The organism is Leisingera aquaemixtae, assembly GCF_001458395.1.
Classification (GTDB): domain Bacteria; phylum Pseudomonadota; class Alphaproteobacteria; order Rhodobacterales; family Rhodobacteraceae; genus Leisingera; species Leisingera aquaemixtae.
This window is the reverse complement of the sequence record NZ_CYSR01000026.1, coordinates 27,311-53,431: the sequence shown is the minus strand read 5'-3', so window position 1 is coordinate 53,431 and position 26,121 is coordinate 27,311. Positions and strand designations below refer to the sequence as shown.

At 65.1% G+C, this 26,121-nt stretch carries 31 protein-coding genes; 11 read left to right on the top strand and 20 right to left on the bottom strand.

Annotated elements, in window-relative coordinates; translation table 11 throughout:
- The first annotated feature begins 6 nt into the window (after window positions 1-6).
- Window positions 7-630, top strand: coding sequence for a trimeric intracellular cation channel family protein (locus PHA8399_RS12560; RefSeq protein ID WP_058286490.1), 624 nt, complete (start codon window positions 7-9; stop codon window positions 628-630).
- Window positions 631-636: 6 nt separating this feature from the next.
- On the opposite strand, the gene PHA8399_RS12555 is transcribed toward PHA8399_RS12560, so the two are convergent.
- From PHA8399_RS12555 to def (PHA8399_RS12535), 5 genes are all read right to left on the bottom strand, one after another.
- Window positions 637-1,629, bottom strand: coding sequence for a glycosyltransferase family 2 protein (locus PHA8399_RS12555; RefSeq protein ID WP_058286489.1), 993 nt, complete (start codon window positions 1,627-1,629; stop codon window positions 637-639).
- 130 nt (window positions 1,630-1,759) lie between these two features.
- The gene (locus PHA8399_RS12550) at window positions 1,760-1,996 is read right to left on the bottom strand and encodes a GlsB/YeaQ/YmgE family stress response membrane protein (RefSeq protein WP_058286488.1); all 237 of its coding nucleotides are present in this window, start codon (window positions 1,994-1,996) and stop codon (window positions 1,760-1,762) included.
- Between the two features lie 12 nt (window positions 1,997-2,008).
- Window positions 2,009-2,914 (bottom strand): methionyl-tRNA formyltransferase, encoded by a 906-nt coding sequence (gene fmt, locus PHA8399_RS12545; RefSeq protein WP_058286487.1) that lies wholly within the window; start codon window positions 2,912-2,914, stop codon window positions 2,009-2,011.
- Between the two features lie 101 nt (window positions 2,915-3,015).
- Window positions 3,016-3,513, bottom strand: coding sequence for a peptide deformylase (gene def / locus PHA8399_RS12540; protein WP_058286486.1), 498 nt, complete (start codon window positions 3,511-3,513; stop codon window positions 3,016-3,018).
- A gap of 14 nt (window positions 3,514-3,527) precedes the next feature.
- Window positions 3,528-4,046: a peptide deformylase gene (gene def / locus PHA8399_RS12535; RefSeq protein ID WP_058286532.1), complete on the bottom strand. Its 519-nt coding sequence runs from the start codon at window positions 4,044-4,046 to the stop codon at window positions 3,528-3,530.
- Between the two features lie 98 nt (window positions 4,047-4,144).
- Between def (PHA8399_RS12535) and PHA8399_RS12530 the strand changes: the two genes are divergently transcribed.
- Window positions 4,145-5,317, top strand: coding sequence for a MalY/PatB family protein (locus PHA8399_RS12530; RefSeq protein WP_058286485.1), 1,173 nt, complete (start codon window positions 4,145-4,147; stop codon window positions 5,315-5,317).
- Between the two features lie 2 nt (window positions 5,318-5,319).
- Window positions 5,320-5,847, top strand: coding sequence for a L,D-transpeptidase family protein (locus tag PHA8399_RS12525; RefSeq protein WP_058286484.1), 528 nt, complete (start codon window positions 5,320-5,322; stop codon window positions 5,845-5,847).
- Window positions 5,848-5,856: 9 nt separating this feature from the next.
- Here the strand turns inward: PHA8399_RS12525 and PHA8399_RS12520 are convergent, their stop codons facing one another.
- Window positions 5,857-6,225 (bottom strand): hypothetical protein, encoded by a 369-nt coding sequence (locus tag PHA8399_RS12520; protein WP_058286483.1) that lies wholly within the window; start codon window positions 6,223-6,225, stop codon window positions 5,857-5,859.
- 215 nt (window positions 6,226-6,440) lie between these two features.
- Here PHA8399_RS12520 and PHA8399_RS12515 point away from each other — a divergent pair, with 215 nt between their 5' ends.
- The 4 genes from PHA8399_RS12515 (at window position 6,441) to PHA8399_RS12500 (ending at window position 10,650) form a co-directional block, all read left to right on the top strand.
- Window positions 6,441-7,415: a glutathione S-transferase family protein gene (locus PHA8399_RS12515; RefSeq protein ID WP_058286482.1), complete on the top strand. Its 975-nt coding sequence runs from the start codon at window positions 6,441-6,443 to the stop codon at window positions 7,413-7,415.
- Between the two features lie 140 nt (window positions 7,416-7,555).
- Window positions 7,556-8,527: a threonine-phosphate decarboxylase gene (locus PHA8399_RS12510; RefSeq protein WP_439330523.1), complete on the top strand. Its 972-nt coding sequence runs from the start codon at window positions 7,556-7,558 to the stop codon at window positions 8,525-8,527.
- Entirely contained in the window at window positions 8,524-9,435 is a 912-nt protein-coding gene (gene cbiB, locus PHA8399_RS12505; protein WP_058286481.1) for an adenosylcobinamide-phosphate synthase CbiB, read from the top strand. The genes PHA8399_RS12510 and cbiB overlap by 4 nt, the downstream gene beginning before the upstream one ends.
- 45 nt (window positions 9,436-9,480) lie before the next feature.
- Entirely contained in the window at window positions 9,481-10,650 is a 1,170-nt protein-coding gene (locus PHA8399_RS12500; protein ID WP_058286480.1) for a lytic murein transglycosylase, read from the top strand.
- On the opposite strand, the gene PHA8399_RS12495 is transcribed toward PHA8399_RS12500, so the two are convergent.
- The 4 genes from PHA8399_RS12495 to PHA8399_RS12480 all read right to left on the bottom strand — a co-directional run bounded on the left by PHA8399_RS12495 (window position 10,647) and on the right by PHA8399_RS12480 (window position 16,414).
- Complete coding sequence (locus PHA8399_RS12495) at window positions 10,647-10,991, bottom strand: hypothetical protein (RefSeq protein WP_375543680.1); 345 nt, start codon at window positions 10,989-10,991, stop codon at window positions 10,647-10,649. The genes PHA8399_RS12500 and PHA8399_RS12495 overlap by 4 nt on opposite strands.
- Window positions 10,992-11,061: 70 nt before the next feature.
- Window positions 11,062-11,529, bottom strand: a complete 468-nt coding sequence (locus PHA8399_RS12490; protein WP_058286478.1) for a YbjN domain-containing protein — start codon at window positions 11,527-11,529, stop codon at window positions 11,062-11,064.
- Between the two features lie 55 nt (window positions 11,530-11,584).
- Entirely contained in the window at window positions 11,585-15,040 is a 3,456-nt protein-coding gene (locus PHA8399_RS12485) for a chromosome segregation SMC family protein (protein ID WP_058286477.1), read from the bottom strand.
- 165 nt (window positions 15,041-15,205) lie between these two features.
- Window positions 15,206-16,414 carry an aminotransferase-like domain-containing protein gene (locus PHA8399_RS12480; protein ID WP_058286476.1) on the bottom strand — a complete coding sequence of 403 codons (1,209 nt, stop codon included), beginning with the start codon at window positions 16,412-16,414 and terminating at the stop codon, window positions 15,206-15,208.
- A gap of 158 nt (window positions 16,415-16,572) precedes the next feature.
- Here PHA8399_RS12480 and PHA8399_RS12475 point away from each other — a divergent pair, with 158 nt between their 5' ends.
- Window positions 16,573-17,343, top strand: coding sequence for a FadR/GntR family transcriptional regulator (locus tag PHA8399_RS12475; protein ID WP_058286475.1), 771 nt, complete (start codon window positions 16,573-16,575; stop codon window positions 17,341-17,343).
- Between the two features lie 115 nt (window positions 17,344-17,458).
- Here PHA8399_RS12475 and PHA8399_RS12470 read toward each other — a convergent pair whose 3' ends face one another.
- The 6 genes from PHA8399_RS12470 to PHA8399_RS12445 all read right to left on the bottom strand — a co-directional run bounded on the left by PHA8399_RS12470 (window position 17,459) and on the right by PHA8399_RS12445 (window position 21,266).
- Complete coding sequence (locus tag PHA8399_RS12470; RefSeq protein WP_058286474.1) at window positions 17,459-18,019, bottom strand: F0F1 ATP synthase subunit B; 561 nt, start codon at window positions 18,017-18,019, stop codon at window positions 17,459-17,461.
- A gap of 4 nt (window positions 18,020-18,023) precedes the next feature.
- Window positions 18,024-18,572, bottom strand: coding sequence for a F0F1 ATP synthase subunit B' (locus tag PHA8399_RS12465; protein WP_058286473.1), 549 nt, complete (start codon window positions 18,570-18,572; stop codon window positions 18,024-18,026).
- Window positions 18,573-18,660: 88 nt separating this feature from the next.
- Complete coding sequence (locus PHA8399_RS12460) at window positions 18,661-18,897, bottom strand: F0F1 ATP synthase subunit C (protein WP_008553903.1); 237 nt, start codon at window positions 18,895-18,897, stop codon at window positions 18,661-18,663.
- Between the two features lie 88 nt (window positions 18,898-18,985).
- The gene (locus PHA8399_RS12455) at window positions 18,986-19,789 is read right to left on the bottom strand and encodes a F0F1 ATP synthase subunit A (protein WP_058286472.1); all 804 of its coding nucleotides are present in this window, start codon (window positions 19,787-19,789) and stop codon (window positions 18,986-18,988) included.
- A 40-nt stretch (window positions 19,790-19,829) separates the two neighbouring features.
- Complete coding sequence (locus tag PHA8399_RS12450) at window positions 19,830-20,165, bottom strand: AtpZ/AtpI family protein (protein ID WP_058286471.1); 336 nt, start codon at window positions 20,163-20,165, stop codon at window positions 19,830-19,832.
- 204 nt (window positions 20,166-20,369) lie between these two features.
- The gene (locus PHA8399_RS12445; RefSeq protein WP_058286470.1) at window positions 20,370-21,266 is read right to left on the bottom strand and encodes a DMT family transporter; all 897 of its coding nucleotides are present in this window, start codon (window positions 21,264-21,266) and stop codon (window positions 20,370-20,372) included.
- Between the two features lie 88 nt (window positions 21,267-21,354).
- Here PHA8399_RS12445 and PHA8399_RS12440 point away from each other — a divergent pair, with 88 nt between their 5' ends.
- Window positions 21,355-21,699: an ArsR/SmtB family transcription factor gene (locus PHA8399_RS12440; RefSeq protein WP_058286469.1), complete on the top strand. Its 345-nt coding sequence runs from the start codon at window positions 21,355-21,357 to the stop codon at window positions 21,697-21,699.
- Here PHA8399_RS12440 and PHA8399_RS12435 read toward each other — a convergent pair.
- The 3 genes from PHA8399_RS12435 to PHA8399_RS12425 all read right to left on the bottom strand — a co-directional run bounded on the left by PHA8399_RS12435 (window position 21,696) and on the right by PHA8399_RS12425 (window position 23,992).
- Window positions 21,696-22,121: a universal stress protein gene (locus PHA8399_RS12435; protein ID WP_058286468.1), complete on the bottom strand. Its 426-nt coding sequence runs from the start codon at window positions 22,119-22,121 to the stop codon at window positions 21,696-21,698. The two genes, PHA8399_RS12440 and PHA8399_RS12435, sit on opposite strands and share 4 nt — an antisense overlap.
- A 99-nt stretch (window positions 22,122-22,220) precedes the next feature.
- On the bottom strand, window positions 22,221-23,117 hold the full coding sequence (locus PHA8399_RS12430; RefSeq protein ID WP_058286467.1) for a DMT family transporter: 897 nt from the start codon (window positions 23,115-23,117) through the stop codon (window positions 22,221-22,223).
- Window positions 23,114-23,992, bottom strand: a complete 879-nt coding sequence (locus PHA8399_RS12425; protein ID WP_058286466.1) for a LysR family transcriptional regulator — start codon at window positions 23,990-23,992, stop codon at window positions 23,114-23,116. Before PHA8399_RS12425 ends, PHA8399_RS12430 begins: the two co-directional genes overlap by 4 nt.
- A gap of 119 nt (window positions 23,993-24,111) precedes the next feature.
- On the opposite strand from PHA8399_RS12425, the gene PHA8399_RS12420 reads away from it, so the two are divergent.
- Both PHA8399_RS12420 and PHA8399_RS12415 read left to right on the top strand, forming a co-directional pair.
- Window positions 24,112-24,693, top strand: coding sequence for an FMN-dependent NADH-azoreductase (locus tag PHA8399_RS12420; RefSeq protein WP_058286465.1), 582 nt, complete (start codon window positions 24,112-24,114; stop codon window positions 24,691-24,693).
- A 123-nt stretch (window positions 24,694-24,816) separates the two neighbouring features.
- The gene (locus tag PHA8399_RS12415) at window positions 24,817-25,569 is read left to right on the top strand and encodes an aspartate/glutamate racemase family protein (RefSeq protein ID WP_058286464.1); all 753 of its coding nucleotides are present in this window, start codon (window positions 24,817-24,819) and stop codon (window positions 25,567-25,569) included.
- On the opposite strand, the gene PHA8399_RS12410 is transcribed toward PHA8399_RS12415, so the two are convergent.
- Window positions 25,566-26,093 (bottom strand): prolyl-tRNA synthetase associated domain-containing protein, encoded by a 528-nt coding sequence (locus PHA8399_RS12410; RefSeq protein WP_058286463.1) that lies wholly within the window; start codon window positions 26,091-26,093, stop codon window positions 25,566-25,568. The genes PHA8399_RS12415 and PHA8399_RS12410 overlap by 4 nt on opposite strands.
- Window positions 26,094-26,121: the final 28 nt, after the last annotated feature.

Genomic DNA, 26,121 nt, shown 5'->3' with positions numbered 1-26,121 from the left:
CGCCGCATGAACTTTCTGACCCTGCTCGATTACGCATCGGTGCTGATCTTCGCCCTGACCGGGGCGCTGGTTGCCAGCCGGGCACAGCTCGACATCGTGGGCTTTGCCTTCGTGGCCTGCCTGACGGCGGTCGGCGGCGGCACGGTCCGGGATCTGCTGCTGAACCGGGACCCGGTGTTCTGGGTCGGTGACCCCAACTACATCCTGCTCGCAGCCGCCGCCGCGGTGACGGTGTTCTTTACCGCGCATCTGGTGGAAAGCCGGATGCGCTGGGTGATCTGGCTGGACAGTTTCGCCCTGGCGATTGCGGTGCCCGCGGGCACCGGCGCCGCGATTGCGCTGGGAAAGGAGCCGGTGATCGTTGTGCTGATGGGCATGGCGACCGGCTCGCTGGGCGGGCTGATGCGCGATGTGGTCTGCAACGAGGTGCCGCTGGTCCTGAAACAGGGCGAGCTGTACATCACCTGCGCGATGGCCGGTGCAATCACCGCCGTGCTGGCAATTTCCGCAGGGCTTGAGCTGCGGTTTGCCCTGCTCGCCTGCGCTGGCGTCTGCTGGACCCTGCGCGCGGGCTCCATCCTGTTCGGCTGGCACCTGCCCGTCTACAAAAGCCGCCCGCCCCGCAGCTGAGCCGGTTCAGGCGTTTTTGCGGCTCTCCTCCATGGCTTTCAGAAACGCCTGCCCCTCATCGCTGATACGGGCCTTGCGGCCGCGGCGGCGGTGCCAGATCTGCGCCATTTCATGGTATTCCCGCAGGCTGGCATCGCGCAGCAGGTCTTCCTTGATCTCCAGCGCGGCAGCGAAATTGTCGGCCAGCCGCCGGTCCTCCTCCTCGTTCCGGTCGAACTTGTGCCAGTAGCCGGGTTCGATGGAAGCGGTGAAATGATTGGCCCGGCCGCGGGCCTTCTTGTTCAGGAACCCGTCGCGCGAACGCAGCGCGTAATGGTTGAGCTGCGCGGCGGAATAACCGTAGCTGCCGCGCACATACAGCACGCCTTCAAGCTCATTCTGCGGCAGGCGGGTGCCGTCGGCCAGCTGCCAGTTCACCTCCTCCGGCGCAACCGCCAGGAAGGGGCGGTGAACGCCCATCCGCTCAAACTTCCCGTTGTTGCGGAACGCCGTCTTGAAGAACCGGTGCTCATCCGCCTGGCCTTCCTCCGGTTCGGCCCGGACAAAGGCCTGCGGCACCGCAGGATGGTCCGCGGTCCCCACGCCCGCATTGCCGAAGATCCGCCAGACAAATGAAACCGCGTCCGCGTCCTGCCGCTCAGCCAGCAAGCCTGGCAGCGTGCCGTCCGCGGTATTGATCTGCAGAAATTCGTCGACATCCACCACCAGCACCCAGTCGGCCCCGGCCACCTTGGGCTCATACTCGGCCCACATCAGCGCGCTTTTGTGCGGCCCGCGCCGCATCACCCGGTTGAAGCTGTGCTCCACCACCCCCATCCGGTGCAGACAGCGCAAGATGTGGTCGGTAGGGTCCGAGCAGTCGTTGGTGAACACCACGAAATCGCTGACACCGATGGATTTATAGTGGCAGATCCAATCGAGGATATAGGCGCCCTCGTCCTTCATGGTGGTCACCACCACCACATTCGGCGTGCCGCTGCGGCCAGTGTCCTGTGTCATTTTCTGATGCTCTCTGCCTCGGTTCCCGCCGCTTTTGGCTGCGGTTGCGTTATCTTATCCAACAAGATCCTCTGCGCAGCAGGAATTGCGCTTTCCCGCTGCGGCTGTGTCCCGCGCGCCTCAGCCCCGGTTATCTGGCGGTATAGCGCTGCCAGAGCCAGATCAGCACAAGCGCGCCCAGCACCGCGCCGATGAAACCGGCCATGAAGCCCATAACCGCAAGCAGGCCGCGCAGCACCAGCCCGCCCAGCAGCGCCCCGGCCATGCCGATGCAGACCGTGGTGATAATGTCCGTTTCCAGACGCATCAGCCGGGTGGCCAGGAAGCCCGCTGCGGCACCGATGATGATCAGGGCAATGATGGGCATGCCGGCCTCCGGTTACAGGCGGCTGCCCTTGGGAACCGGGAAGCCGCGCAGGAATACATCCGGATCCTGCGCACTTTTGCCTGCCCGTTGCAAGCGCAACAGCTGCACCGCACCAGTGCCGCAGGCAATGGTCAGGGCCTCGTCCAGCACCTCGCCGGGCACGCCCTGCCCCTCTGCCAGCTTTGATGCAAGCAGCTTGACCCGCTGGCCTTCGATCTCGCACCAGGCGCCGGGGAAGGGCGACAGGCCGCGGATCTTGCGGTCGACCTCCGCCGCCGGGCGCGACCAGTCGACCTGTGCCTCCGCCTTGTCGATCTTTTCGGCGTAGGTGACGCCTTCTACGGGCTGCACCTCGGGTGCCAGCTCCGGCAGGCGCCGCAGGGCCTCGACGATCAGACCCGCGCCCATTCCGGACAGCCGGTCGTGCAGCTGGGCGGTGGTTTCCTCGGCCCCGATCGCAGTGGCCTTGCGCAGCAGCACCGGGCCGGTGTCCAGCCCCGCCTCCATCTGCATGATGCAGATGCCGGTTTCGGCGTCGCCGGCCATGATTGCCCGGTGAATGGGCGCAGCACCGCGCCAGCGCGGCAGCAGGCTCGCGTGGATGTTCAGGCAGCCGTGCTGCGGCGCATCCAGAATGGCCTGCGGCAGGATCAGCCCGTAGGCCACGACCACGGCGACATCCGCGTTCAGCGCCGCAAACGCCGCCTGCTCCTGCGCGCCTTTCAGCGAGACCGGGTGGCGCACCTCCAGCCCCAAGGCCGCGGCGCGGGCGTGGACGGGGGTCCGACGGTCCTTCTTGCCGCGGCCCGCAGGCCGGGGCGGCTGGCAGTAGACGGCGGCAATGTCGTGCCCGGCCTCAACAAGCGCGTCCAGAACCGGCACCGAGAAGTCAGGCGTTCCCATGAAGATAATGCGCATTTCGTGCTCCTGCTCCCATCAAGGTCCCGCTATTGAGCACAAAGGGCTGCGCAGGCCCGCGGGGTGGCGCGGCCCGGCCTGCGGCCGGGCGGTGTTGTCTGTCAGCCGGTCAGCTTCTTCGCCTTGCGGATCAGCATGTCGCGCTTCACCTTGCTCAAGCGGTCGAAATACATCCTGCCGTTCAGATGGTCGATCTGGTGCTGCACCGAGGTTGCCTCGATCCCCACGAAATCCTTGCGGTCGATCATGCCCTGTTCGTTCAAGTAACGGACAGTCACGGCGCGCGGTCGTTTGATCTTGGCCGACACACCCGGCAGGTTCGGGCTGGCCTCGTCATGCTCGCGCAGCTCGATCGAGGCATGCAGGATCTCAGGGTTCGCCAGCTTCACCGCCTTGCCGCGCTCGGTGGAGCCATCCACCACCGCCAGCCGCAGCATCACGCCGATCTGGTTGGCGGCCAGGCCCACGCCCGGCATCGCCTCCATGGTATCCACCATATCATTCCAGATTTCGCGGATCTCATCGGTGATCTCTGTCACCTCATCAGCCTTGGTGCGCAGGCGCTTGTCGGGCCAGGGAAGGCAGGTGCGGACGGTCATGTCTGTGGGTTTCCTCAGGCGCGGGCGCGTTCGCGCTTCAGCTTCTGCATCTTGCGGGTGATCATCTGGCGCTTCAGCGGCTTCAGGTAATCGATGAACAGTTTGCCGTTCAGATGGTCGATCTCATGCTGCACGCAAGTCGCCCACAGGCCGTCAAAGGTCTCCCGCCGCGCATTGCCGTCGCGGTCCATCCATTCGACATCCACCACCTTGGGGCGGATCACCTCGGCATACTGATCCGGGATCGACAGGCAGCCTTCCTCGTAAACGTTGGTTTCGTCCGAGGAGGAGATGATTTCCGGGTTGAACATCACCAGAGGGCGCGGGTCGCCGTCCTCTTCCTTGACGCAGTCCAGCACGATCAGCCGCTGCAGGATACCGACCTGCGGCGCCGCCAGGCCGATGCCGGGGGCTGCATACATGGTTTCAAGCATGTCATCCGCCAGCACGCGCAAGTCGTCGCTGAGGTCGGGCACTGCCGCGCAGACCTTTTTCAGGCGGGGATCGGGATGGATCAGGATCGGTCGTTTCATGCGCTTCATGTATGCGATCAGCCGCCCCATCGCAACGCCCCCTTGCGCCTGCCGCTGCAGCGATTAGCTTCGCTTTCAATCTCAGGGGAGTTCACCACATGGATTTTGACACGATCATCGACCGCTGCGGCACCCACAGCTCGAAATGGGACAAGATGGAGACGCTGTTCGGCGTGTCCCCGCAGGATGGTCTGGCGATGTGGACCGCGGACTCCGACTATCAGACAGCGCCTTGTGTCATTGAGGCCGTCAGAAAGTCCGCCGAACACGGTGTCTTCGGCTACTCCTGGCAGCACCCGGAATACCTGCACGCGGTGCAATGGTGGATGAAGACCCGCCACAGCTGGGACATCCAAACCGATTGGGTGCTGACCACCCAAGGCCTGGGCAACGCCATCGCGCTGAGCCTGGATGTCTGGAGCCGGCCCGGTGACGGCGTGGTCATTTTCTCGCCCGTCTACCACGAGTTTGCCCACAAGGTGAACAAGGCCGGGCGCACGGTCACCGAATGCCCGCTGGCGCGGGATGGCGACACCTACAACCTGGATCTCGACGACGCCCAGGCGCGCCTGAACGGGAGCGAGAAGCTGCTGCTGTGGTGCTCGCCGCAGAACCCCTCGGGGCGGGTTTGGACCCCGGAGGAGCTGCGCGCGGTGGCGGCATTTGCCAAGCGCAACGATCTGATCCTGGTCTCTGACGAGATCCATCACGATCTGGTCTATCCCGGCAGCACCTTTGTCCCGATGGATGCGGCGGCGCCTGACGCGCGCGCCTGGACCGTGACCCTCACCGCCGCCTCCAAGACCTTCAACATCGCCGGGCAGCGCACCGGCAACATGATCATTCCGGACCCGGAGCTGCGCGCCGCGATGCGCCAGCGGCTGAACACGCTGGATTACGACCCGAGCGCGCTTGGCGTCGCCATGATCACCGCGGCCTACTCCCCCGAAGGCGCCGAATGGGTGGATGCCCAGATCACCCACTTGGAGGGCAACCGCAAACTGTTCGACGAGGCGGTCAACGCGCTGCCGGGACTGAAGTCATTGCCGCTGCAATCCACCTATCTGGCCTGGGTCGATTTCTCCGCCACCGGTATGAGCCGCGAGGAATTCATCAAGCGGCTGCGGAAAGACGCCAAAATCGCCACTTCGCCCGGCGACGGCTTCGGCGCCGGCGGCGAGTTCATGGAACGCTTCAACCTGGCCACCCAGCGCGCCCGGGTCGAAGACGCCTGCCGCCGCCTGACCGCTGCCTTCTCGGACCTGCAATAACCATGAAGCGCCTGCTGCGGCTTCTGGCGCTGGTCGTCCTGACCGGCGCCGCCTGGGCCACCTGGCAGGCCTTCGCACCGCGCCCTGTGCCGCCGCAGGCGACGGCGGTGGACCGGATCGACCGCATCCTGATCGAGAAATCCGCCCGCCGCCTGACCGCGAGCCGCGGCGGCGAGACGGTGCTGGAGTTCCCCATCGCGCTGGGTTTCGAACCGGCGGGCGACAAATTTCAGGAAGGCGACGGCAAAACCCCTGAAGGCACCTTCAGGATCGACAGGCGCAACCCCAACAGCGCCTATCACCTGTCACTGGGAATCGATTACCCTCAGCCCAAAGACCGCGTCCGCGCGCAGGCCGCCGGAGTCAGTCCCGGCGGCGATATTTTCATTCACGGGCAGCCGAATTCGGTGGGAAACCTGATCACCTTGCCCGGCGACTGGACCGCTGGCTGCATCGCCGTCAGCAATGACCAGATGGAAACGCTGTGGCGTCTGGCAGAGATCGGAACCGAGGTGGAAATCCGCCCCTGACCTGCCGCCTCAGATCTTGCCCTGCGACTGGTCGAAGGGGATCAGCCCGGCGGGCGCGTCCGGCGATTTGTAGAAATCCAGCGGCGGCGTGTCGGAGGCAAGCGTCGAACGCTTGAACTCATACCGCATTTCGCCGCCTTCTTCCTCGCTGGCGACAATCAGGCATTGCGACAGATGACGGGCGCCGTCGTAGATGTCGACGAGCCCGCGCAGCATCGGTGCGGTTTCCGCCTCGACCGAGAACCCCGTTTTCCAGATCCGCAACACCGGATACAGTTCATTGTCCGCCATTACCCGCAGCCTGCTTTTCTTTCGCATCCCCTGCAGGCGGGCGGTATCGAGCGCTTCCTGCACGGCCTTGGGAACGTAGGTATTCATAGCGGCAGCCTTCCAGATGCTTGAGGTATCACAGGTCCATTTATTCAACGGTGCGTCACAAATAGATAAAATCAAGTGAACTTTTCTGTAAAATTTTTGGCAGCGCAATTTTGTTACCCCTGTGCAGATGCGCAGAGGGCTTGCGCGCTGCATTGCATAGGCGCCAGGCCGCGCCGTCCTTATGTTTGAGCTGCACAACAGCAGGAGCAGACACGATGGGCTTACTGGTCGACGGAAAATGGCATGATCAGTGGTATGACACCGATTCCACCGGCGGCGCCTTCAAGCGCAGCGAATCGCAGTTCCGCAACTGGGTCACCGCCGACGGCAGCGCCGGCCCCTCGGGCGAGAGCGGCTTTCCGGCGGAAAGCGGGCGCTATCACCTGTACGTCTCGCTTGCTTGCCCCTGGGCGCACCGCACCCTGATCTTCCGCAAACTGAAGGGGCTGGAAGACCATATCTCTGTCTCTGCCGTGCATCCCGACATGCTGGGCGAGGGCTGGACATTTGAAACCGACAGCCACGGCGCCACTGGCGATTCCCTTTTCGGCAGCTCCCACCTGCACCAGATCTATACCCGCGCCGATTCCGGCTACACCGGCCGGGTGACGGTACCGGTTCTGTGGGACAAGACGCGAAATACCATCGTCTCCAACGAAAGCTCCGAGATCATCCGGATGTTCAATTCGGCCTTCGACGGGCTCACCGGCAACACCGATGACTATTGGCCGGAAGAGCTGCGCGAGCCGATTGAGGCGGTGAACGCCCGTGTCTACAGCACCGTCAACAACGGCGTCTACAAAAGCGGCTTTGCCACCTCGCAAGAAGCCTATGACGCCGCTGTAGAGCCGCTGTTCGAAAGCCTGGACTGGCTGGAGGACCTGCTGTCGCAGCACCGCTACCTGCTAGGCGACCGCATCACCGAGGCCGACTGGCGGCTGTTCACCACCCTGCTGCGGTTTGACCCCGTCTACCACGTGCATTTCAAATGCAACCGCAAGCGGCTGGTGGATTACCCGAACCTCTGGGCCTACACCCGCGAGCTGTACCAATGGCCCGGCGTGGCAGAGACCGTGGGGATGCACCACATCGTGCGCCACTATTACTACAGCCACGACACCATCAACCCGCACCGGATCATTCCGGTCAATCCAGAGATTGACTGGATGGAACCGCACCGCCGCGGCTGACCCCTGCGGCCTGACGCCGCCTGGCGTCAGATCCGCTTATCCTGCACCAAATAGGGAGTTCACGCACTGAACTGGTTGCTTTAAGAAACGGGTAATCTCATATGGCAAGCGATCAGCCTGGAGAGAAATATCCACCGGTGATGCCCGCGATGCCAGAACGCCCGCTTGATAACGCTCCTCCGCCCCGCGATCACGGCGGCAACCTCAGCGCGGCGATGGCCGAATTCGGCGGAACCCGCAGCGGCTGGATGGACCTGTCGACGGGCATCAACCCGCACCCCTACCCGCTGCCGGACTTCACCGCAGGCGACTGGGGCGCGCTGCCCGATGCAGATGCCTTGGCGGAGCTTGAGCACGCGGCCCGCGCGTTCTGGAACATCCCCGAGCAGGCAGCCGTCCTTGCCGCGCCGGGCGCGTCGGCGCTGATTGCCGTCCTGCCCGCCCTCGCCGCGCCGCGCTGGGTGCAGATCACCAAGCCCACCTACAACGAACATGCGGCCGCCTTTGAGGCTCATGGCTGGATGATCCGCGATAAAGGCCCGGCCGAAGCCCGCGTCGTCGTGCACCCGAACAATCCGGACGGCCGCCTGTGGAGCGAAGAGCATTTCACTTCACCGCTCACCATCATCGACGAAAGCTTCTGCGATGTCTGCCCGGACCAGAGCCTGATCCGCATGGCCGCCCGTCCCGGCGTCATCGTTCTGAAAAGCTTTGGCAAATTCTGGGGGCTCGCGGGGATGCGGCTGGGCTTTACCATCGGCGATCCTGAATTGATCGCCAAGCTTGCCACCTGGCAGGGCCCCTGGGCCGTCTCAGGTCCCGCCCTGCGCACCGGGGCGCTGGCCTTGCAGGACCGCCCATGGGCTGAGGCCACCCGCACCCGCCTCAGACAGGATGCGGCCCGGCTGGATGAACTGGTGCTGGCCAAGGGCGCCAGCCTGGCTGGCGGCACCGACCTGTTCCGGCTCTATAACGTGGAGGACGCCCCCGCCTGGCAGCGCCAGCTGGCCCGCGCCCATATCTGGAGCCGCATCTTCCCCTATTCGCAATCCTATCTGCGCCTGGGCCTGCCGCCTTCGGACGGTTGGGCCCGGCTGGAGGCCGCGTTATGAGCACCGCGGCGATGCTGGTTTTTGCCCTGCTGCTGGATGCCGTCTTTGGCGAGCCGAAATGGCTGTGGTCCCGCCTGCCCCACCCCGCAGTTCTGATGGGAAAGGCAGTTGGCTTCCTGGACCGCAAGCTCAACACCGGCAGCAACCGCCGCGCTCAAGGCGTGCTGGCGGCTCTCGCGCTGGTCCTGGGCGGCTATTTCGCGGGCAAACTTCTAGCGCTGCCCGGGGCGCTGGTGGAAATCCTGGTTGCCGCCGTCCTGATCGCCCAGCGGTCCTTGACAGAACATGTCGCTGCGGTCGCCAAGGGCCTGCGCAGCAGCCTGGCCGAAGGCCGGGAGGCGGTGGCGATGATCGTCAGCCGCGACACCGCCGCCATGTCCGCACCGCAAGTTGCCCGCTCCGCCATCGAAAGCGGGTCGGAAAACCTGTCGGACGGCGTCATCGCGCCTGCCTTCTGGTTCCTGATTGCCGGGCTGCCGGGGCTGATCATCTACAAGGCGGTCAATACCGCCGACAGTATGATCGGCTACCGCAATGACCGCTACAAAGACTTTGGCTGGGCCGCTGCCCGGCTGGACGATCTGCTGAACCTGATCCCGGCGCGGCTGACCGGCCTGCTGATTGCTTTGGCCGGCGGCCAGCTGCGCCACTGGAAAGATATCGCCGCCGACGCCCGCAGGCACCGCTCCCCCAACGCCGGCTGGTCCGAGGCTGCGATGGCGCGCGCCCTGGACACCGCTCTGGCCGGTCCGCGGTCCTATGACGGCGAGATGCGCGACTTCCCCTGGGTCCACGCCGAAGGCGCCAAAAGCGCCAGCGCCGAAACCATAACCCGCTCCGTCACCCTGCTTTGGAAAACTTGGGCAATAACCCTGGCCCTGACCATTGCCATCGCCGCGTTTTTCTAGCACATAAGATCCTGTGGGAGCGGAAAGACAAGGAGCGCCAGAGTTATGCGCCTATTGCCCTTTGCCCTCGCGGTGAGCCTGCTGCCCGCAGCGGCGGCGGCCCAATGCGGCGGCGGCTTTCAGAATTTCGTCAAGCTTTTGGAAGACGAGGCGGTGCAGGCAGGCTACGGCATGACCACGGTCAACGCCTTCTTTGACGGCACCCGCCAGAACCGCAGGGTGCTTGAGGCCGACCGGGCCCAGGGTGTCTTCCAGAAACCCTTTATCGACTTTTCCCGCCGCCTGATCTCGCAGGACCGCCTGCGGCGCGGCCTGCAAATGTCGCAAAGGCACGACAGCACCTTCCAGCGCATCGAAAACACCTATGGCATCAACCGCGGTGTGCTGCTGGCCTTCTGGGCGCTGGAAACCGATTACGGCGGCTATCAGGGCGATTTCAACACCCGCGACGCGCTGGTGACGCTGGCCCACGACTGCCGCCGCCCTGAACTGTTCCGGCCGCAGGTCTTTTCCGCGCTGGAGATGTACCGGCAGGGCAATTTCGACCCCAAGCGCACCACCGGCGCCTGGGCAGGAGAGATCGGCATGGTGCAGATGCTGCCCGGCGACATCCTGGAGCACGGCGTCGATGCCGACGGCGACGGCAAGGTCAGCCTGAAAACCTCTGCCGCCGATGCGCTGATGTCAGGCGCCCGGATGCTGTCGCACCTGGGCTGGCAGCCCGGACAGCCCTGGCTGCAGGAGGTCACCCTTCCCGGCGGCATGGACCTGTCGCTGACCGGCACCGCCCGCAAGAAGACCGTGTCAGAGTGGCGTGCGCTTGGCGTTGCGGCGCGCGACGGCAGCCTTCCGGATCCGTCCATGCGCGCCTCCCTGCTGCTGCCGCAAGGGCACAAGGGGCCGGCCTTCCTCGCCTACCCCAACTTCGACGTCTATATTGAGTGGAACCAAAGCTTCACCTATGCGCTGACCGCCGCCTATTTCGCCAACCGGCTGGAAGGCGCGGATGTCTATAAGGCCGGCAGGCCCGAGAGCGGGCTGAGCGGCTCTCAGATGAAGCAGCTGCAAGAGAAACTGCAGGCGCGCGGCCATAATGTCGGGAATATCGACGGCATTCTCGGCGCCCGCACCCGGCTTGCCGTGCAGAAAGAGCAGGCCCGCCTCGGCCTGCCCGCCGACGCATGGCCGACCCCGGCGCTGCTGAAGAAGCTTTAGCGCACCGGGAAGCGCTCTCCCTTTTCGGTGATCAGGATCACCCGGCTGCCGTTGCGGACATACAGGTCGCAGCGGCCAAACCCATTCGTGAAGTCCACGCAGATGCTGCCGTCCCCGGCAATCCGGTACGTGCCCCAGGCCGTGCCGCCGCCGTTTTCTTGCGAATAGGTATAGGAATAGGCGCCGTCGCGGCCATAAAGCGACTCGCCGCCGTCATAAAAGCGGAAGGACCGTCCCGGCAGCGCCTCCAGCTCAGTCCGCACGAACGGGGCATCGCCCGGGCGCAGCTGCCAGTCCGCGGCCTGGGCCGCGCCTGCCATCAGGCATAAGAAAAGGGGCATGATCCGTTTCATGCCCCCACCTTAGCGTTTGTTCTCTCAGCCCGCCGTCACGATCCGGTGACAACCGCGCTCACCAGCCGATGAACTCTTCGAAATCCTGCATCGCACGGGTCCAAAGGCTGACCGCCTGGGCAAAGTCATCCGGGCTCATCCCATCAGCGCCCAGGAACACATCCATCTCGATCCGCGCTGCACCTTCCTCGGAGATGTAGCCGCGGGCAAAGCGGTTTTCGGTGTTCCACTCGTTGATCTTGGCCAGGCGCACGCTGCCATCGGTCTGATAGCCTGAAAAGAATTGGATGGCGCTGCAATCGGTGTTGTTGCCGCAGCCGTAGTAATAGACCGAAAAGTCGTTGCCGTAATACTCAACCTTGACGTTCGGATCTCCAACGCTGTCGGTGGTCAGTTCCACCTGCGCACCCTCATCCTTGAAGAAGTCAGCCACGCTGTCGCCGGTCGTGGCCACCACATTCTGGGCCGCCGCCGCCACCGGCAGAACCAGCGCCACGGAGGCGGCAATCGCCTTAACTATACTCATTTTTGTCTCCACCAATACGTCTTGCGCCCCCGCGCCGATCCCCCGGCGCAAGAACTCAGGCCACCATCGCCTCTGCTTTTTTCAGGTCAACCGAAACCAGCTGGCTGACGCCCTTTTCCTGCATCGTGACGCCGAAAAGCCGGTCCATCCGCGCCATCGTCACCGCGTGGTGGGTGATGATCAAGAAACGGGTGTCGGTCTGGCGGCACATTTCGTCCAGCAGGTCGCAAAAACGGGTGACGTTGGCGTCATCCAGCGGCGCGTCAACCTCGTCCAGCACACAAATCGGCGCCGGGTTCGACAGGAACACCGCAAAGATCAGCGCCATCGCGGTCAGCGTCTGCTCGCCGCCCGACAGCAGCGACAGGGTCGACAGCTTCTTGCCCGGCGGCTGGCACATGATCTCAAGCCCCGCATCCAGCGGGTCGTCGCTTTCGACCATCACCAGATTGGCCTCGCCGCCGCCGAACAGGTGGGTGAACAGCATGGCAAAGCTGCTGTTCACCTGCTCGAACGCGGTCAGCAGCCGTTCGCGGCCCTCGCGGTTGAGGCTGGCAATCCCGTCGCGCAAGGTCTTCACCGCGCCTTCCAGGTCCAGCTTCTCCGCCACCAGCGTGTCGTGCTCGTTCTGCACGCCGCGGGCGTCCTCCTCGGCGCGCAGGTTCACCGCGCCCAGGGCGTCGCGCTGGCGCTTGTAGCGGTCGACATCCGCCTCCAGGCCTTCCGAAGGCGGCATTTCGTCCGGCGACACACCCAGCTTCTCCAGCAGGGCCTGCGGGGTGATCTGCTGCGCCTCGATGATGCGGCCCGCGGCTTGTGTCACCGCATCCTTGGCCGCATCGCTGCGCGCTTCGGACCGCGCCCGCGCCTCGCGCGCCTCGGAGGCCAGCCGCTCGCATTCGCGCTCCTTTTGAACCGCGTCGCGCAGCTCGGCCTCGGCGGCGATCAGCGCCTCGGTGGCGGCGGACTTGCGCGCCTCGGCGCCGGAAATCGCCTCGTTCAGCTCTTCGCGTTTCCCGGCGATTTCTGCCGGAACCGCGTTGGCCTCTTCCAGTTCCTCCTGCGAGGCCTCGCGGCGCTCCGCCAGCTCCTCGATCCGCTGCTTGGCGCTTTCCAGCCGGTGGCGCCAGCCTGACAGCTCCTTGGTCACCTCCTGCGCGCGCTTGGTACGGGCCTCGCCCTCGCGGCGCAGCTCATCATGGCTGGAGCGGTGGGTCAGCATGGTGATCCGCGCGGCCTCAACCGACTGCTTGATCTCCTCAACGGCCCCGCGCGCCTGATCCAGATCGCCAAGTTCCCCCAGCGCCTTTTCCGCCTCTTTCAGCTGCAGGCTGGCATTCAGTGCGTCTTCCTCGTGGCGGGAAACCGCAATGCCCAGAGTTTCCAGCTTGCCATCGGCCAGGTTGCGGTCCGCCTCCGCCCGGCTCAGCGCGCGGGCCGCATCCGCCACCCGCTGATCCGCCACCCGGCGCGCCTGGCGGGCGTTCTGGTCGGCCAGCGTCACCTCTTCCAGCTTGCGCAGCAGCATTTCATGCGCGCCGCGGGCGCCCTCGGCTTTGGCGCTGACGCGCTCCATGTCCTGCTTCAGCGCTTCCAGCTTGTTCAGCTGCTCCAGCCGCAGCGCGGCGGCGCTCGGGGCATCCTCGGCCCAGGCGCGGTAGCCGTCCCAGCGCCACAGGTCGCCCTCAACCGTCACCAGCCGCTGCCCCGGCTTCAGCTGCGGCTGCAGCCCGGCGGCGGCATCGCCATCCACCAGCCCGATCTGCGCCACCCGGCGCGACAGCGCCTCCGGCCCGGAGACAAACAGCCCCAGCGGCTGCACGCCCTCCGGAAGCTCTGCATCGTGGTCATAGCCCGGCAGGGACACCCAGCCGGTCGGCCCGTCCGCCTCCGCCAACGGCGCCCGCAGGTCATCGGCCAGAGCCGCCCTCAGCGCCTTTTCGTAGCCCGGCGCCACGGTCAGCTCGTCCAGGATCTGGCCGCCCTCGGCCGTGTCGCGCTCCACCAGCTTGGCCAGCGCGGTCACCTCGGCGCGCAACGCGCCCAGCTCGCCTTCGGCTTCCGACCGCTGCGAGCGCGCCTCCGCCTCAAGGCTCTGGGTCTCCGTCCGCAGCTCGTCCGCAGCCGCCAGCGCCTCCTCCGCCGCTTCAGAGGCCTCGCGGGCCTCCTCTTCGGACGTCATGGCAGCCTCGAACTTCTCCGCCGCCAGACTCAGGGCCTGTCGCGCCTCGCCCTGTGCGGCACGGGCCTTTTCCGCCTCGCCTTCCGAGCGGCCAAGCGCCCGCTGGCAATCCTCGACCGCACGGCGTGCCGACTGGTGGCGCGCGGCCAGACGGGCGACATCCTCGGTCACTTGCGCCAGATGGTCCTCGCGCGCCTGCAGGATCGACCCCGCATCGCGGGCCAGCTCCGCCGCCTCGGCCAGCCTGCCGTCGTGCCCGTCGCCGGCCTTGGACAGCTCGCGCTGCTCCCATTCCAGCCGCTCAATGGTTTGGCCCGCGTCGTTGTTCAGCCCGGACTCGCGCTCAATGTCATTGCCCAGCTGGACAATCCGGCTGCTAAGCCGCTCGATCGCCTGGCGCGCCTGCGCCTCCTGATCGCTCAGCGAATCCCGCTGCACCACCAGCCGCTGCAGCACGGCGGCGGCGATGGCCTCCTCCTCGCGCAGGGGCGGCAGCTTTTCCTCAAACGTGCCGCGCTGCGCCGCGGCCGCGCGCACCAGCGCCTCGGCCTTCGACGCCTGCTCGACCCGCGCCCGCAGTTCATCCTCGGAGGCCAGCCGCGCCTCATCCGCCTCGCGCCAGCGCCGGTACAGCAGCATGCCTTCGGACAACCGCAGCTTTTCGCCGATCTCGCGATAGCGCTGTGCCTGCCGCGCCTGCTTGGCCAGCTGCGACAGCTGCGCCGCCAACTGCTCGATCACGTCATCGACACGCAGCAGGTTGGCCTCGGTGTTCTTCAGCTTCAGCTCCGCCTCGTGACGCCGCTGATACAGGCCGGAGATCCCCGCCGCCTCTTCCAGGATCCGCCGCCGCGCCTTCGGCTTGGCATTGATCAGCTCGGCAATCTGCCCCTGCCGCACCAGCGCCGGCGAATGCGCCCCGGTGGAGGCATCGGCAAACAGCATCTGCACGTCACGCGCCCGCACGTCCTTGCCGTTGGACTTATAGGCGCTGCCCACATCACGGGTGATCCGCCGCACGATCTCCAGAATATCGCTGTCATTGAACCCGGAGGGCGCCAGCCGTTCTGAGTTGTCGATCTGCAGGCTCACCTCGGCAAAGTTGCGCGCGGGCCGCGACGTGGTGCCGGCAAAGATAACATCCTCCATGCCGCCGCCGCGCATCGCCTTGGCGCGGGTCTCGCCCATCACCCAGCGCAACGCTTCGAGAAGATTGGATTTGCCGCAACCGTTTGGACCCACAACCCCTGTCAGCCCATCGGCTATGACCAGTTCGGTAGGATCAACAAAGCTTTTGAAGCCGTTCAGCCTGAGCTTGGAAAACCGCAAAGCTGCCCCTTCGTGATTCCGTATGGAGAAAGTTCAGCGGGTCTTATCGCGTGTGTCAACGCTCCGCACCCCCAAATCGGGGCGAATGCGGATCAATCCACACTATATCTTGTGGATAAACTGCCCGTTCCGGCGGTCTTTTGCCAAGCCGGAGCTGTTTGGCCGTCAGGCGGACCGCAACAGCCGTCCCAGCCGGGCAATCCCGTCCTCAATGGCCGTGTGGTTGGAGTTGGAAAAGCTCAGCCGGATCGTATTCTGGCCGCTGCCATCGGCAAAAAACGCCTGTCCGGGGACAAAGGCCACCTTCTCCGTCTCCAGTGACCGGGCCAGCAGGTCCGCCCCGTTCGCACCTTCCGGCAAGGTCATCCAGACGAACATGCCGCCCTCCGGCCGGGTCCACGCCACGCCCTCCGGCATGTGCTCCTCCAGGGCCGCCAGCATCACGTCCCGGCGGCGCTGATAGACCGCACGCAGCTGCTCGACATGCTCATCGAAACAGGCTGCAGCCACGCCATGCACTGCCATCTGGTTGATCGACGAGGTATGCAGATCAGCGGCCTGTTTCAGCAGCACCATCTGCGAGATCACCGGCTTGGCCGCCACCGCCCAGCCGATCCGCAGCCCCGGCGCCAGCGTCTTGCTGAAGGTACCGCAGTAGACCGTCCGGCAATCCTCGATCGAGCCCTTTTGCTCCAGCTCCAGCGCCAGAACCGGCGGCACCGGCGCGCCGTCATAGCGCAGCGACTGATAAGCCGCGTCTTCGATGACGGCGCAGTCCAGCGTATCTGCGAGCTCCAGCAGCCGCAGCCGCCCGGCCCGGTCCAGCGTCTCCCCGGTCGGATTGGCGAAATCCGGCGAAAGGTAGACGAACTTCACCGCACTTCCGGCCGCCTCCGCGCCCTCGGTATAGCTCTCCGCCGTGCGGTTTCCGGTCAGCGACAGCCGGTCATAGCGCGGCTCATAGGCGTTGAAGGCCGCCAGCGCCCCCAGGTACGTCGGCCAGCCCACCAGTGCGGTGTCGCCCGGCGACAGGAACAGCTTGCCCAGATAATCCAGCGCCTGTTGGGAGCCGGAGGTGATCAGCACGTTGTCCGCCTCGCAGACAATCCCGATCTTCGCCATCTCCGCCACGATCCACTGGCGCAGCGGCAGGTAGCCCTCACTCACCGAATACTGCAGCGCCTGTGCCTGCCGCTCCGGCGCCAGCGCAGCCTGGAAGGCCTCGGCGAATTCATCCGCCGGGAACAGCGCCGGATCAGGGATGCCGCCGGCAAAGGAGATGATGTCCGGCTGGTCCAGCAGCTTCAGCAGCTCGCGGATTTCCGACGCCTTCATCCGCGCATTGCGGGTGGCAAAGATCTGGTTCAGCTGCATGCCTCTCTCCTCGCGCATGATCTAGGCCCACGGTAGGAGAGTGCAAAACAAAGTCAACGATCCTGACCTACTGTTACAGCCATCGTGATCCCTGCCCGCCCTTGCAGCCGCCCCCCGAGCGTGGTCATATGTTTTGACCAATTTAAATGAGCGTCAGGATGCCGTTTCAGAAAGTCCAGCCCGAGAAGCTCTCCGCCTCCGTCGTCAAGCAGATCGAGCAGCTGATCCTGCGCGGCATCCTGTCCCCGGGCGAGCGCCTGCCTTCCGAACGCGAACTGGCAGAGCGGCTGGGCGTCTCCCGCCCCTCCTTGCGCGATGCCATCGGCGAGCTGCAGGCGCGCGGCTTGCTGGCGTCCAAGGCTGGCTCCGGCGTGTTTGTGGCGGATGTTCTCGGCTCCGCCTTCTCCCCTGCCCTGATCCAGCTGTTCGCCACCCATGACGAGGCGGTGTTTGACTACCTCTCCTTCCGCCGCGACATGGAGGGACTGGCCGCCGAACGTGCCGCCCGGTTCGGGTCAGACTATGACTTGCAGGTGATCCAGGCGATCTTCGACAAGATGGAGGCTGCGGGCAACCCGGCGATCTCCGAGGAAGCGGCCCAGCTCGACGCCCAGTTCCACTCCGCCATCATGGATGCCAGCCACAACGTCATCATGCTGCACATGATGCGGTCCATGTTCGATCTGCTGCGCGAGGGCGTGTTCTACAACCGCCGGATCATGTTCCAGCAGCACACCACCTATGAGGCGCTTCTGGAACAGCACCGCGCCATCAACGCCGCCCTGCAGGCCCGCGACCCGCAGGGAGCGCGAAAAGCGGTCGAGGCGCATCTGGACTATGTGAAACAGGCCCTCACCGACCACCAAAGGGCTGAGCGCAACGCCGAAGTCGCGCGGCAGCGGCTGGAGCACGAGACTGGTAAGGGGTGAAGCCGCCAGATGGCGCGCAGTCAGGCGATTCCGCCCCCCGTGTTCCTTACGACCGCAACAAAAAAACCCGGCCGCCTGGGCCGGGTTCTTTGACTTCACAAGTGTCCGCGAGAGCTTAGTGCAGCTTGGCGTCCACATCCGCGATGGCGGCGTCGATCAGCTTGTTGGCCTCGGCGGCGGTCATCTGCTTGGAGATCACCTCATCCGCGGCAGCAACAGCAATCGAGATCGCCTGGTCGCGCACTTCCTTCACAGCCGAAGCTTCTGCCGACGCGATCTGCTCCTCGGCGGCCGCCAGGCGGCGGGCGATGGAGGTTTCCAGATCCGCCTTGGCAACGTCCGCTGCACGGGCAGCCTCGTCACGGGCGGCAGCAACGATCTGATCGGCCTGGGCCTGAACTTCCTGCTGCTTGCGCTCATAAGACGCCAGGATGGTCTGGGCCTCTTCACGCAGCGCACGGGCTTCGTCCAGTTCCTTCTGGATGGCCGCGGCACGGTTGTCCAGTTGGTTGCCCAGCAGGCCCGGCACCTTGGCCAGCAGCAGGATGCCGACGAACAGAAGGAAAGCCAGCAGAACAACGAAATCGGTGTTGCCCAGCGACAGGAACGGGCCTTCTGCTGCCAGCGCCGGGCCGGCCGCGCCAAAGGTCAGGGCAAGAGCGAGGATATTGCGCATGTCCTTATCCTTTCGTCCGCTGTGCAACTGCCGCAGCAACTGCGTCTTTGTCTGCCGACCCGCTCAGCGCGGTCACCAGCGCCTCCGCGGTCTCGGTGGCAACAGCCTTCACGCCTTCCAGCGCGCCGGCCTTGATTTCGGCGATCGCCTCTTCGGACTCGGCAGCCTTGGCAGCGATCTGCTCGTCTGCTTTGGCAATCGCCTCGTCCAGCCCGGCCTGGATTTCTGCACGGGTCTCAGCAGCGATGCGCTGAGCTTCCGCACGGGCATCCGCCAGAGCTTTGTTGTATGCGTTTTCGGCCTCGACAGCCTTGGCTTTCAGGTCTTCAGCCGCGGCGAGGTCGTTGGTGATGGTCCCCTGACGCTCGGCCAGCACCGCAGCGATGCGGGGCAGCGCGACGCGCGACAGAATGAGGTAGATCACGACCAGGGCGACCACGAGCCAGAAGATCTGGTTCCCGAAGGTCGAGAAGTCCAGCTGAGGCATGCCCGGAGCAGACCCGTGCGCTGCGTCTGCGGCGCCGTGTGCTGCGTCTTGCGTATTAGATGCCATGTCGTCCTCCTTGGGAACTTGCCGTTACACCGGGCAGCGCAGGGTTTTGCCGCACTGCCCGGCCGTAAGGAAATAGGTTCCTAAGGTCTTAGACGGCGAACATCAGCAGCAGAGCGACCAGGAACGAGAAGATGCCCAGTGCTTCTGCAAACGCGATGCCGATGAACAGGGTTGCGGTCTGGCCGGCAGCTGCCGACGGGTTGCGCAGAGCGCCTGCCAGGAAGTTGCCAGCCACGTGGCCCACACCGATTGCGGCTGCGCCGGAACCGATTGCTGCCAGGCCTGCGCCGACGAACTGACCGAGTTGTGCGATATCGCCTTCCATGATTTCTCTCCTTACGATGGAATGTGGTGATTTCTAGGGTGGGCAGGCCCCGTCAGGGCGCCGCCCGCTTAGCTTTCAGATCCTGGCCTTAGTGGCTCGGGTGCAGTGCGTCCTTCAGGTACACGCAGGTCAGGATGGTGAACACGTAGGCCTGGATGAAGGCCACCAGAACTTCGAGGGCGTAGACTGCGGTGATTGCGAAGATCGGCAGGAAGCTGAACAGGCCCAGGGCGCCAGCGAAACCTGCGAACACCTTCAGAACCGCGTGGCCGGCCATCACGTTACCGGCAAGACGGATGGAGTGGCTGACAGGGCGTACGAAGTAGGAAATCAGTTCGATGATGGCCAGGATCGGGCGGAGCGCCAGCGGCGCGCTCGACACCCAGAACAGGCCCAGGAAACCGGCGCCGTTCTTGACGAAGCCGACGATGGTCACGGTGAAGAATACCAGCGCAGCCAGGATCGCGGTCACCGCGATGTGCGACGTGGTGGTGAAGGACATCGGGATCAGGCCCAGGAAGTTGGCCATCACGATGAACATGAACAGGGTCATGATGTAGGGGAAGAACTTGACGCCGTCCTTACCGGCCACATCTTCGACCATCTTGTAGATGAAGCCATAGGCCAGTTCCGCCACCGACTGGGTGCGGCCCGGCACGATGGCGCGGCGCGAGGAGCCCAGCACCAGCAGCGCGAACACGGCGGCAACCGCCAGGCCCATCCACAGGGTCACGTTGGTCGGAGTGTACCAGGAGACGTGGTCACCGCCAAACAGCGGCTGCACGATGAACTGGTCCATCGGGTGGATCGCCAGCTTTGATTCCGCCGGAGCGAAAATCAGGCCCGACACCACGACCAGTGCCAGAACTGCGAAAAAGAAAATTTTGCCCATCGGTCCGCTTCTCCTGTCGCCGGCAGCCGATCCCGTCGGATCAGTCCCGGTCTTGCGCATTTTTTTCGGCCTCATCGGCCAGTTTCTTGTCCTGGATCTCCTGCGCGCTGCGAAGCATCGTCTTCACTCCGGCGGCAAGCCCCAGCAATACAAACAGCACCATGAATACCGGGAGCGTGCCAAACAGCAGGTCGAGCCCGTATCCGATGCCAAAGCCGATCGCGAGACCGGCCACCAATTCGATCACCATCCGCCAGGCCATGTTGGCCATCGAATAATGCTCATCCGCGCGCGGCTTGGGCTCCTGGGCCTTACGCGCCGCCGCCAGCTTCTCCTCCAGCTGCGCCATGCGCTGCTTTTGGTCGTCGTCGGTCACGGGCGCCATCCTCACGCGAAGTTCTGTGAAGGGTGCTAAGGCCAAGGGGCTGAGGAGTCAATTACAAGGATTGAAGTTTCAAATTCACGTCAAGCCATTGAAAACATACGGACAAAACTGCGACAGCGCAAGCCGCGCCGCCTTGCCGCAGCCGCCGTTAGCGCCAAACCGCTCCGGATTCCATATTCAACCAAAAGGTTGATTTTAGCGAACAGGCCGCCGCGGCATCCGCAGCCGCACGATCCGCCCATCGATCAGCAGCAGCCCCATCAGGATCGCCGCCATGCCCCACAGGTGCTCTGACAGCAGCTGCTCCTTCAGAACAAAGGTGCCCAGGAACAGGGCTGAGACCGGCGCGATCAGCGTCGGCAGGGTGATATTGGTCGGCCCCACCTTGGGCAGCACCCAGTAAAAGGCGATGAAGGCAGCCGAGGTCAGCACAAAGCCGATCACCAGCAAGGACGCCCAGGTCTCGATGCGCGTTACGTGCGGCAGGCCTTCGCTCCATATGGCGAGCGGCGCAATCGCGGCGGTGGCGCCGGTCAGCGCAATCGCCACGAGGACCACCGGCTCCATATCCCTGAAGCTGCGCGCGATGTTGACGGAGAAGGCATAGCACAAGGGCGCGCACAACGTGATCAGCACCGCCCAGGCCTCCGACGGCTGGCCGCCCTGCAACAGCGGCAGCGACAGCAGCACGATGCCAAGGAAGCCGCACAGCACTCCCAGCGACTTCAGCACCGTTGCCCGCTCGCCGCCGGGCCAGAAATGCGAGACGGCAACCGCCATCGCCGGGGTGGTGGCATTGACGATCCCGGCCACGCCGCTGGCGATGTGCTGCTGGCCCAGCGCATAAAAGGCAAAGGGGCCGGCATAGCTGAGCACGCCAAAGCCGAACAGCCCCAGCCAGCGCCCCGGCGCTGCGGGCACAGGCTTGCGCGCGGCCAGCACATAGATCCAGCAGCCCAGCGCGCCGAAGCCCACCCGCCCCATCGAGACCGACAGCGGCCCCAGCTCGCGCAGCAGAATGGCGTTAAACATGAACGACATTCCCCAGCCGATGCCGAGGATGAAAATCACCAGCCAGTATTTCAATGCCATGCCATCAATCCCCGCGCGCCTGAAAGCCGCTACCTTGACGGCTCAGGACAGATTGTCAAACCCGCAGGCTGTGGATAGGAGTGAAGGCATGAGCGATCCCCTCGACAGTGTCTTTGCAGCCCTAGCCGACCCGACCCGCCGGGCGATCCTCACCATGCTGCTGGAGGACGACATGGCCGTCACCGATGTGGCGGAGCCCTTCGAGATGTCGCTGGCGGCGATTTCCAAGCATCTGACGATCCTGACCCGCGCGGGCCTGATTGCGCAGGAAAAGCGCGGCCGGGTCAAATGGTGCAAGCTGCAGCCCGACGCCATGCGCGCGGCGTCGGTCTGGATGCAGGGTTTCGGCCAGTTCGAGCCGGTGAACCTGGATGCCTTCGAACGCTTCCTCGAAGCTGAGCTCAACGCCGAAGACACCCAGGCCGAAAGCTAGCGCACGACAAACACCGACGCTTTGGAATGGCGTACCAGATACCCGGCATGGGAGGTGGTGATGTAATCCAGAAGCCGCGGCGCATGGCTGCCGGCAATCACCAGATCGGCGCCGGTCTCGTCCACCGTGCGGGCCAGGATGCCGTCCACCTCCGCCGCAACGTCGTTTGAGTGGACCGTGATGCCCTCCACTTTGACCCCGTCAGCCTTCCCGGCAATCTTGCTCTCGATCTTTCTGGCCAGCGAGGTCATGACCTCCTCAGCCGCGCCATCGTTGTAGGTCTCCCCTGTGGTGCCGCCGGACACGTTGACCAGCGTCATGCGCGCGCCTTCGATCCGGGCCATTTCCATCGCCACGTCCAGCGCCTTGGACACTGGGTCGGGCAGGCGCAGGTCCACCGGGACCAGGATGTGTTTGAACATGTCACGCTCCTCGTTACCTGAGCGCGTTTCCTGCGTCTGTCATGGTAGCCGGGCCAGCCGCGGGCGCCTTGACCTCCGTCAAGCGGCGGGCCGCAGCGGTCACGCGGGCTGCTGCTCCCGCGCGCCCTCCAGCAGCATCACCAGCGCCACCACCGACATCGCCACCCCGATCAGCACCATGCCCGGCGGCGCGCCCCGGCCCAGCGCGATCTCCCACAGGATCACCCAGCTGGGCGTGAGGTAGGTATAGGCCATCACCTTGGCCGAGGGCAGCCGCAGGGTTGCATATTGCAGCAGCACAAAGGTGGCAGAGCTGGCACAGACCGCCAGATAGAACAGACCGACCCAAACGATGCCGGGCAGCTGCATCCAATCAGTCGCCAGAATATCCCGCCAGCCAAAGGCGGCCAGCAACGCGCCGCCCGCCAGCAGCATCCCGAATGTGAACACCACAGCCGGTTCGCCCCGGTTCAGCTTGCGCACCATCGGCGTATAGATGGCATGCAGCACGCAGCCCCAGAAATAGATGATCTCGCCCTGGCCGATCTCAAACGCCGCCAGCGCGCCCAGGTCGCCGCGCACGATCACCCAGACCGCCCCGCCCGCGCCCAGCGCCAGTGCCAGCGCCATCCAGGGGGTGGTGATCTGGCGCAGCAGCAGCCAGCCGAACAGCGCGCTCATCACCGGTACCAGCGTGAACACCGCCGCGGCGCTGACCGGCGCCGCGGTCTGCAGCCCGTAAAACATCAGCACGAAATAGCCGCCGAACAGCCCGCCCAGCACCGCAAACCGCCAGGGCGCGCGGAAATGGGCGCGCCGCAGCCCGGTGGTCGCCAGCGCCGCCGCGCCGATGACAACCGCGGCAATGCCGAAACGTGCCGCGTTCAGCGCCGCGGGCGCGATCTCATTCGCCACCATAACGCCCAGCGAAAACGACCCCGCCACCAGCGCCGAGAACATCAGCATCGCAAGATGCCCGCGCAGCGCCTCGCTCACAGCTGCCAGTCCTTCACCTGCTCCTTCAGGAACTTCAGGAACGCCTGCACCTTGTTGGTCCGGTGCAGATCGACATGGGTGACCAGCCACAGGGTGCCCTCCCAGTCTTCCTGCGGTGCCATCATCTCCACCAGATCCGGCTCCTGCCGCGCCTCCCAGGCCGCCATGAACCCGATCCCCGCGCCGCTGCGCACGGCCGCCTTCAGGGTCGCGCCGTCGGTACAGCGGAAGGCAATCGCCTCCGCCGGAGCATTGGCCCGCAGCCAGCGCGAAAACGGCGCCCGGCTGCCCTCGTCGTCCTGGCCGACAAAACGGTGATTGGGGATATCCTCCACCCCCTTCAGCAGCCCGTATTTGCCGGCATAGGTCTTGGCGGCATAAAGGCCGACCTGCTGCTTCATGAAGGGCTGCACCACATTGTCCGGCTGATCCGGCGCATTGCCCGCGCGGACCGCCACATGCGCCTCACCGTATTCCAGCCGGAACAGCCGCTCGCCGGTCAGATAGCGGATGATCAGCCCCGGATGCATGTCCTGAAATTCTTTCAGCGCCGGCACCATCATCGGCGCAAGTGACGCCAGCGAGGTGACCACCAGCTCACCGGACACGTCGTCGCCCTGCCCCTTCAGCCGCCCGACCAGCTGGCTGAACTGATCATCCGTGGCCTGCGCCACCCGCAACAGGTCCTGCCCGGCCTCCGTCGGCGTATAGCCGCGGGCATGGCGCTGGAACAGCTTCACCCCCAGCCGTGCCTCGATCGCGTCGATGTGGCGGATCACGGTGGCGTGATGCACCCCCAGCACCTCCGCCGCGCCGCTGACCGTGCCCATGCGGGCCACCTGATAGGCGGTGCGGACTTCATCCCAGTTTTCCATGCCAGTCTCCCTGCCAGCAGAACTGCGCGCCAGCGCACAAATGTTGTTATTTGATCGCCGTTGCGTTCAAATTTGCAATACCCCAAATTCCTGTCAGCAACAAGCACAGGACCACGAATATGACCCGCACCGTTCTCCATATCGACTCTTCCGCCCGCATCGAGGGCTCCGTCACCCGCGACCTCTCGGCCCGGATCGTCAGCCGCCTCGGCGCTGACCAGGTGATCCGCCGCGACCTGGCCGCGCCGCTGCCGCTGCTGGACGGCGCCTGGGTGGGGGCCAACTTCACCCCCGCGGACCAGCGCACAGACGAACACAAACAGCTGCTCGCCCTATCGGACTCGCTGGTGGAGGAGCTGAAACAGGCGGATACCATCGTGATCGGCGCGCCGGTCTACAACTTCTCGGTGCCTTCCACGCTCAAGGCCTGGATCGACCTGGTGGCCCGCGTCGGCCTCACCTTCCAGTACCATGAAACCGGCCCCATCGGCCTGCTGGAAGGCAAGCGCGCCGTCATCGTCATGGCCTCCGGCGGCACCCAGGCCGGCTCCGACATCGACTTTGCCACCACCTACCTGCGCCACGTGCTGGGCTTCATCGGCATCACCGATGTCGAGGTCGTGGCCGCTGACGCCATGTCCATCGACGCCGACGGCGCTCTGGCCAAGGCAGAAAGCCAGATCGAAGCCCTGGCAGCCTGACCCGCAGCGCCCCGGTCCCGCCGCCAGCATTCCCTGCGGAGCGCTGGCGGCTTTTTTACGTTTGGCAGCCCACCGCTGCCGTGCCAGTCTGCCCGCAGCGGCATCTCAAGGGCAGGCAATTTGATGAAGAAGATCGGCATTCTCGGCGGCGTCGGCTGGGCCTCCACCATCGATTATTACCGCGCCATCTGCGAAGGCGCCGGGCGGTTCTTTGCAGACCGCGGCGCGGCCGCGCCGCTGCCGGTGCCGCCCATCACCATCGAATCCGTGGTACAGGCCCAAACCCGCGCCTTGCGCGGCCGCCCGGGGGATGAGGCCAGTTGGGCCGCCTTCGACGCCGTCTTCCGCGATGCGATGCTGACGCTGGAGCGCGCGGGCTGCGACTTTGCCCTGATTGCCTCCAACACCCCGCACGCCCGGCTGCACGCGATCAAAAAGGGCGTGATGATGCCGGTCCTCAGCATCTTCGATGCCGCCGCCAAGGCCACTGCCGCGACCGGCAGCGCGCAGGCGCTGGTGCTGGGCACCGCCGTCACCATGCAGGCCCGCAACTACGCGAATGTGCTGGCGGAACACGGTGTCCGCGCCAACGACACCCTGCCGGACGCTGAAATTGCCGAAATGCAAGCCATGATCGACGAGGATTTCCACGGCGGCGCGGCCAGTGGCGCGCAGGACCGCCTGCTGCGCTTCTGCGCGCGCCACGCGCAACCCGGCACCGCCATCCTGCTGGCCTGCACCGAACTGCCGCTGGCCTTCCCGGACCTAATCGACGATGTCAGCTTTGAGGCCGGGGGCTTCCTGTTCGTGAACCCCTCCGCCGCCCATGTGGCCGCAGCGCTGGATCTGGCGCTGGAGGAGGAACGGGCCGGTTAGACCCAGTTCACCGCAACGCCGGTCTTCTCAAAGAACGCCATCACATCGGCCTGCTTCATCGCCACGGTGCGGTCATTGACCAGCGGGTGCATATAGATCACATCCGCCTCCTGCGCCTGCGCATCCATATAGAAGGTCACACCTTTCTCCACGCCGGTGATCATCGCCAGCGGGCTGACCGCGCCGGGGCGGATGCCGAGGTTCTCCAGCAGCCTGTCCGCCGAGCCGAACGACAGATTGCCGATCCCCAGTTCAGCGCCCAGCGCCTTCAGGTCGATCTCGCGGTCCTGCTGCAGCGTCACCAGATAGCTCCGCTTCTTCTTGTCGCGCAGATACAGGTTCTTCAGCCGCAGCGCGTTTTCGCCCGGCGCCATGAACTGATCCTCAACCGCCTTGGCCTCTTCCACCGTGCGCAGCGGAACATGGGTATGCAACTGGTAAGCGATGCCCCAATCGTCCAGCTGCTTCAGCAGCGCATCCGAGGAGACAGGCAGGCTGTCCTGACAGGCCGATGAGGCATCCATGATCTTACTCCGCAAGCCGTTCCGGGTC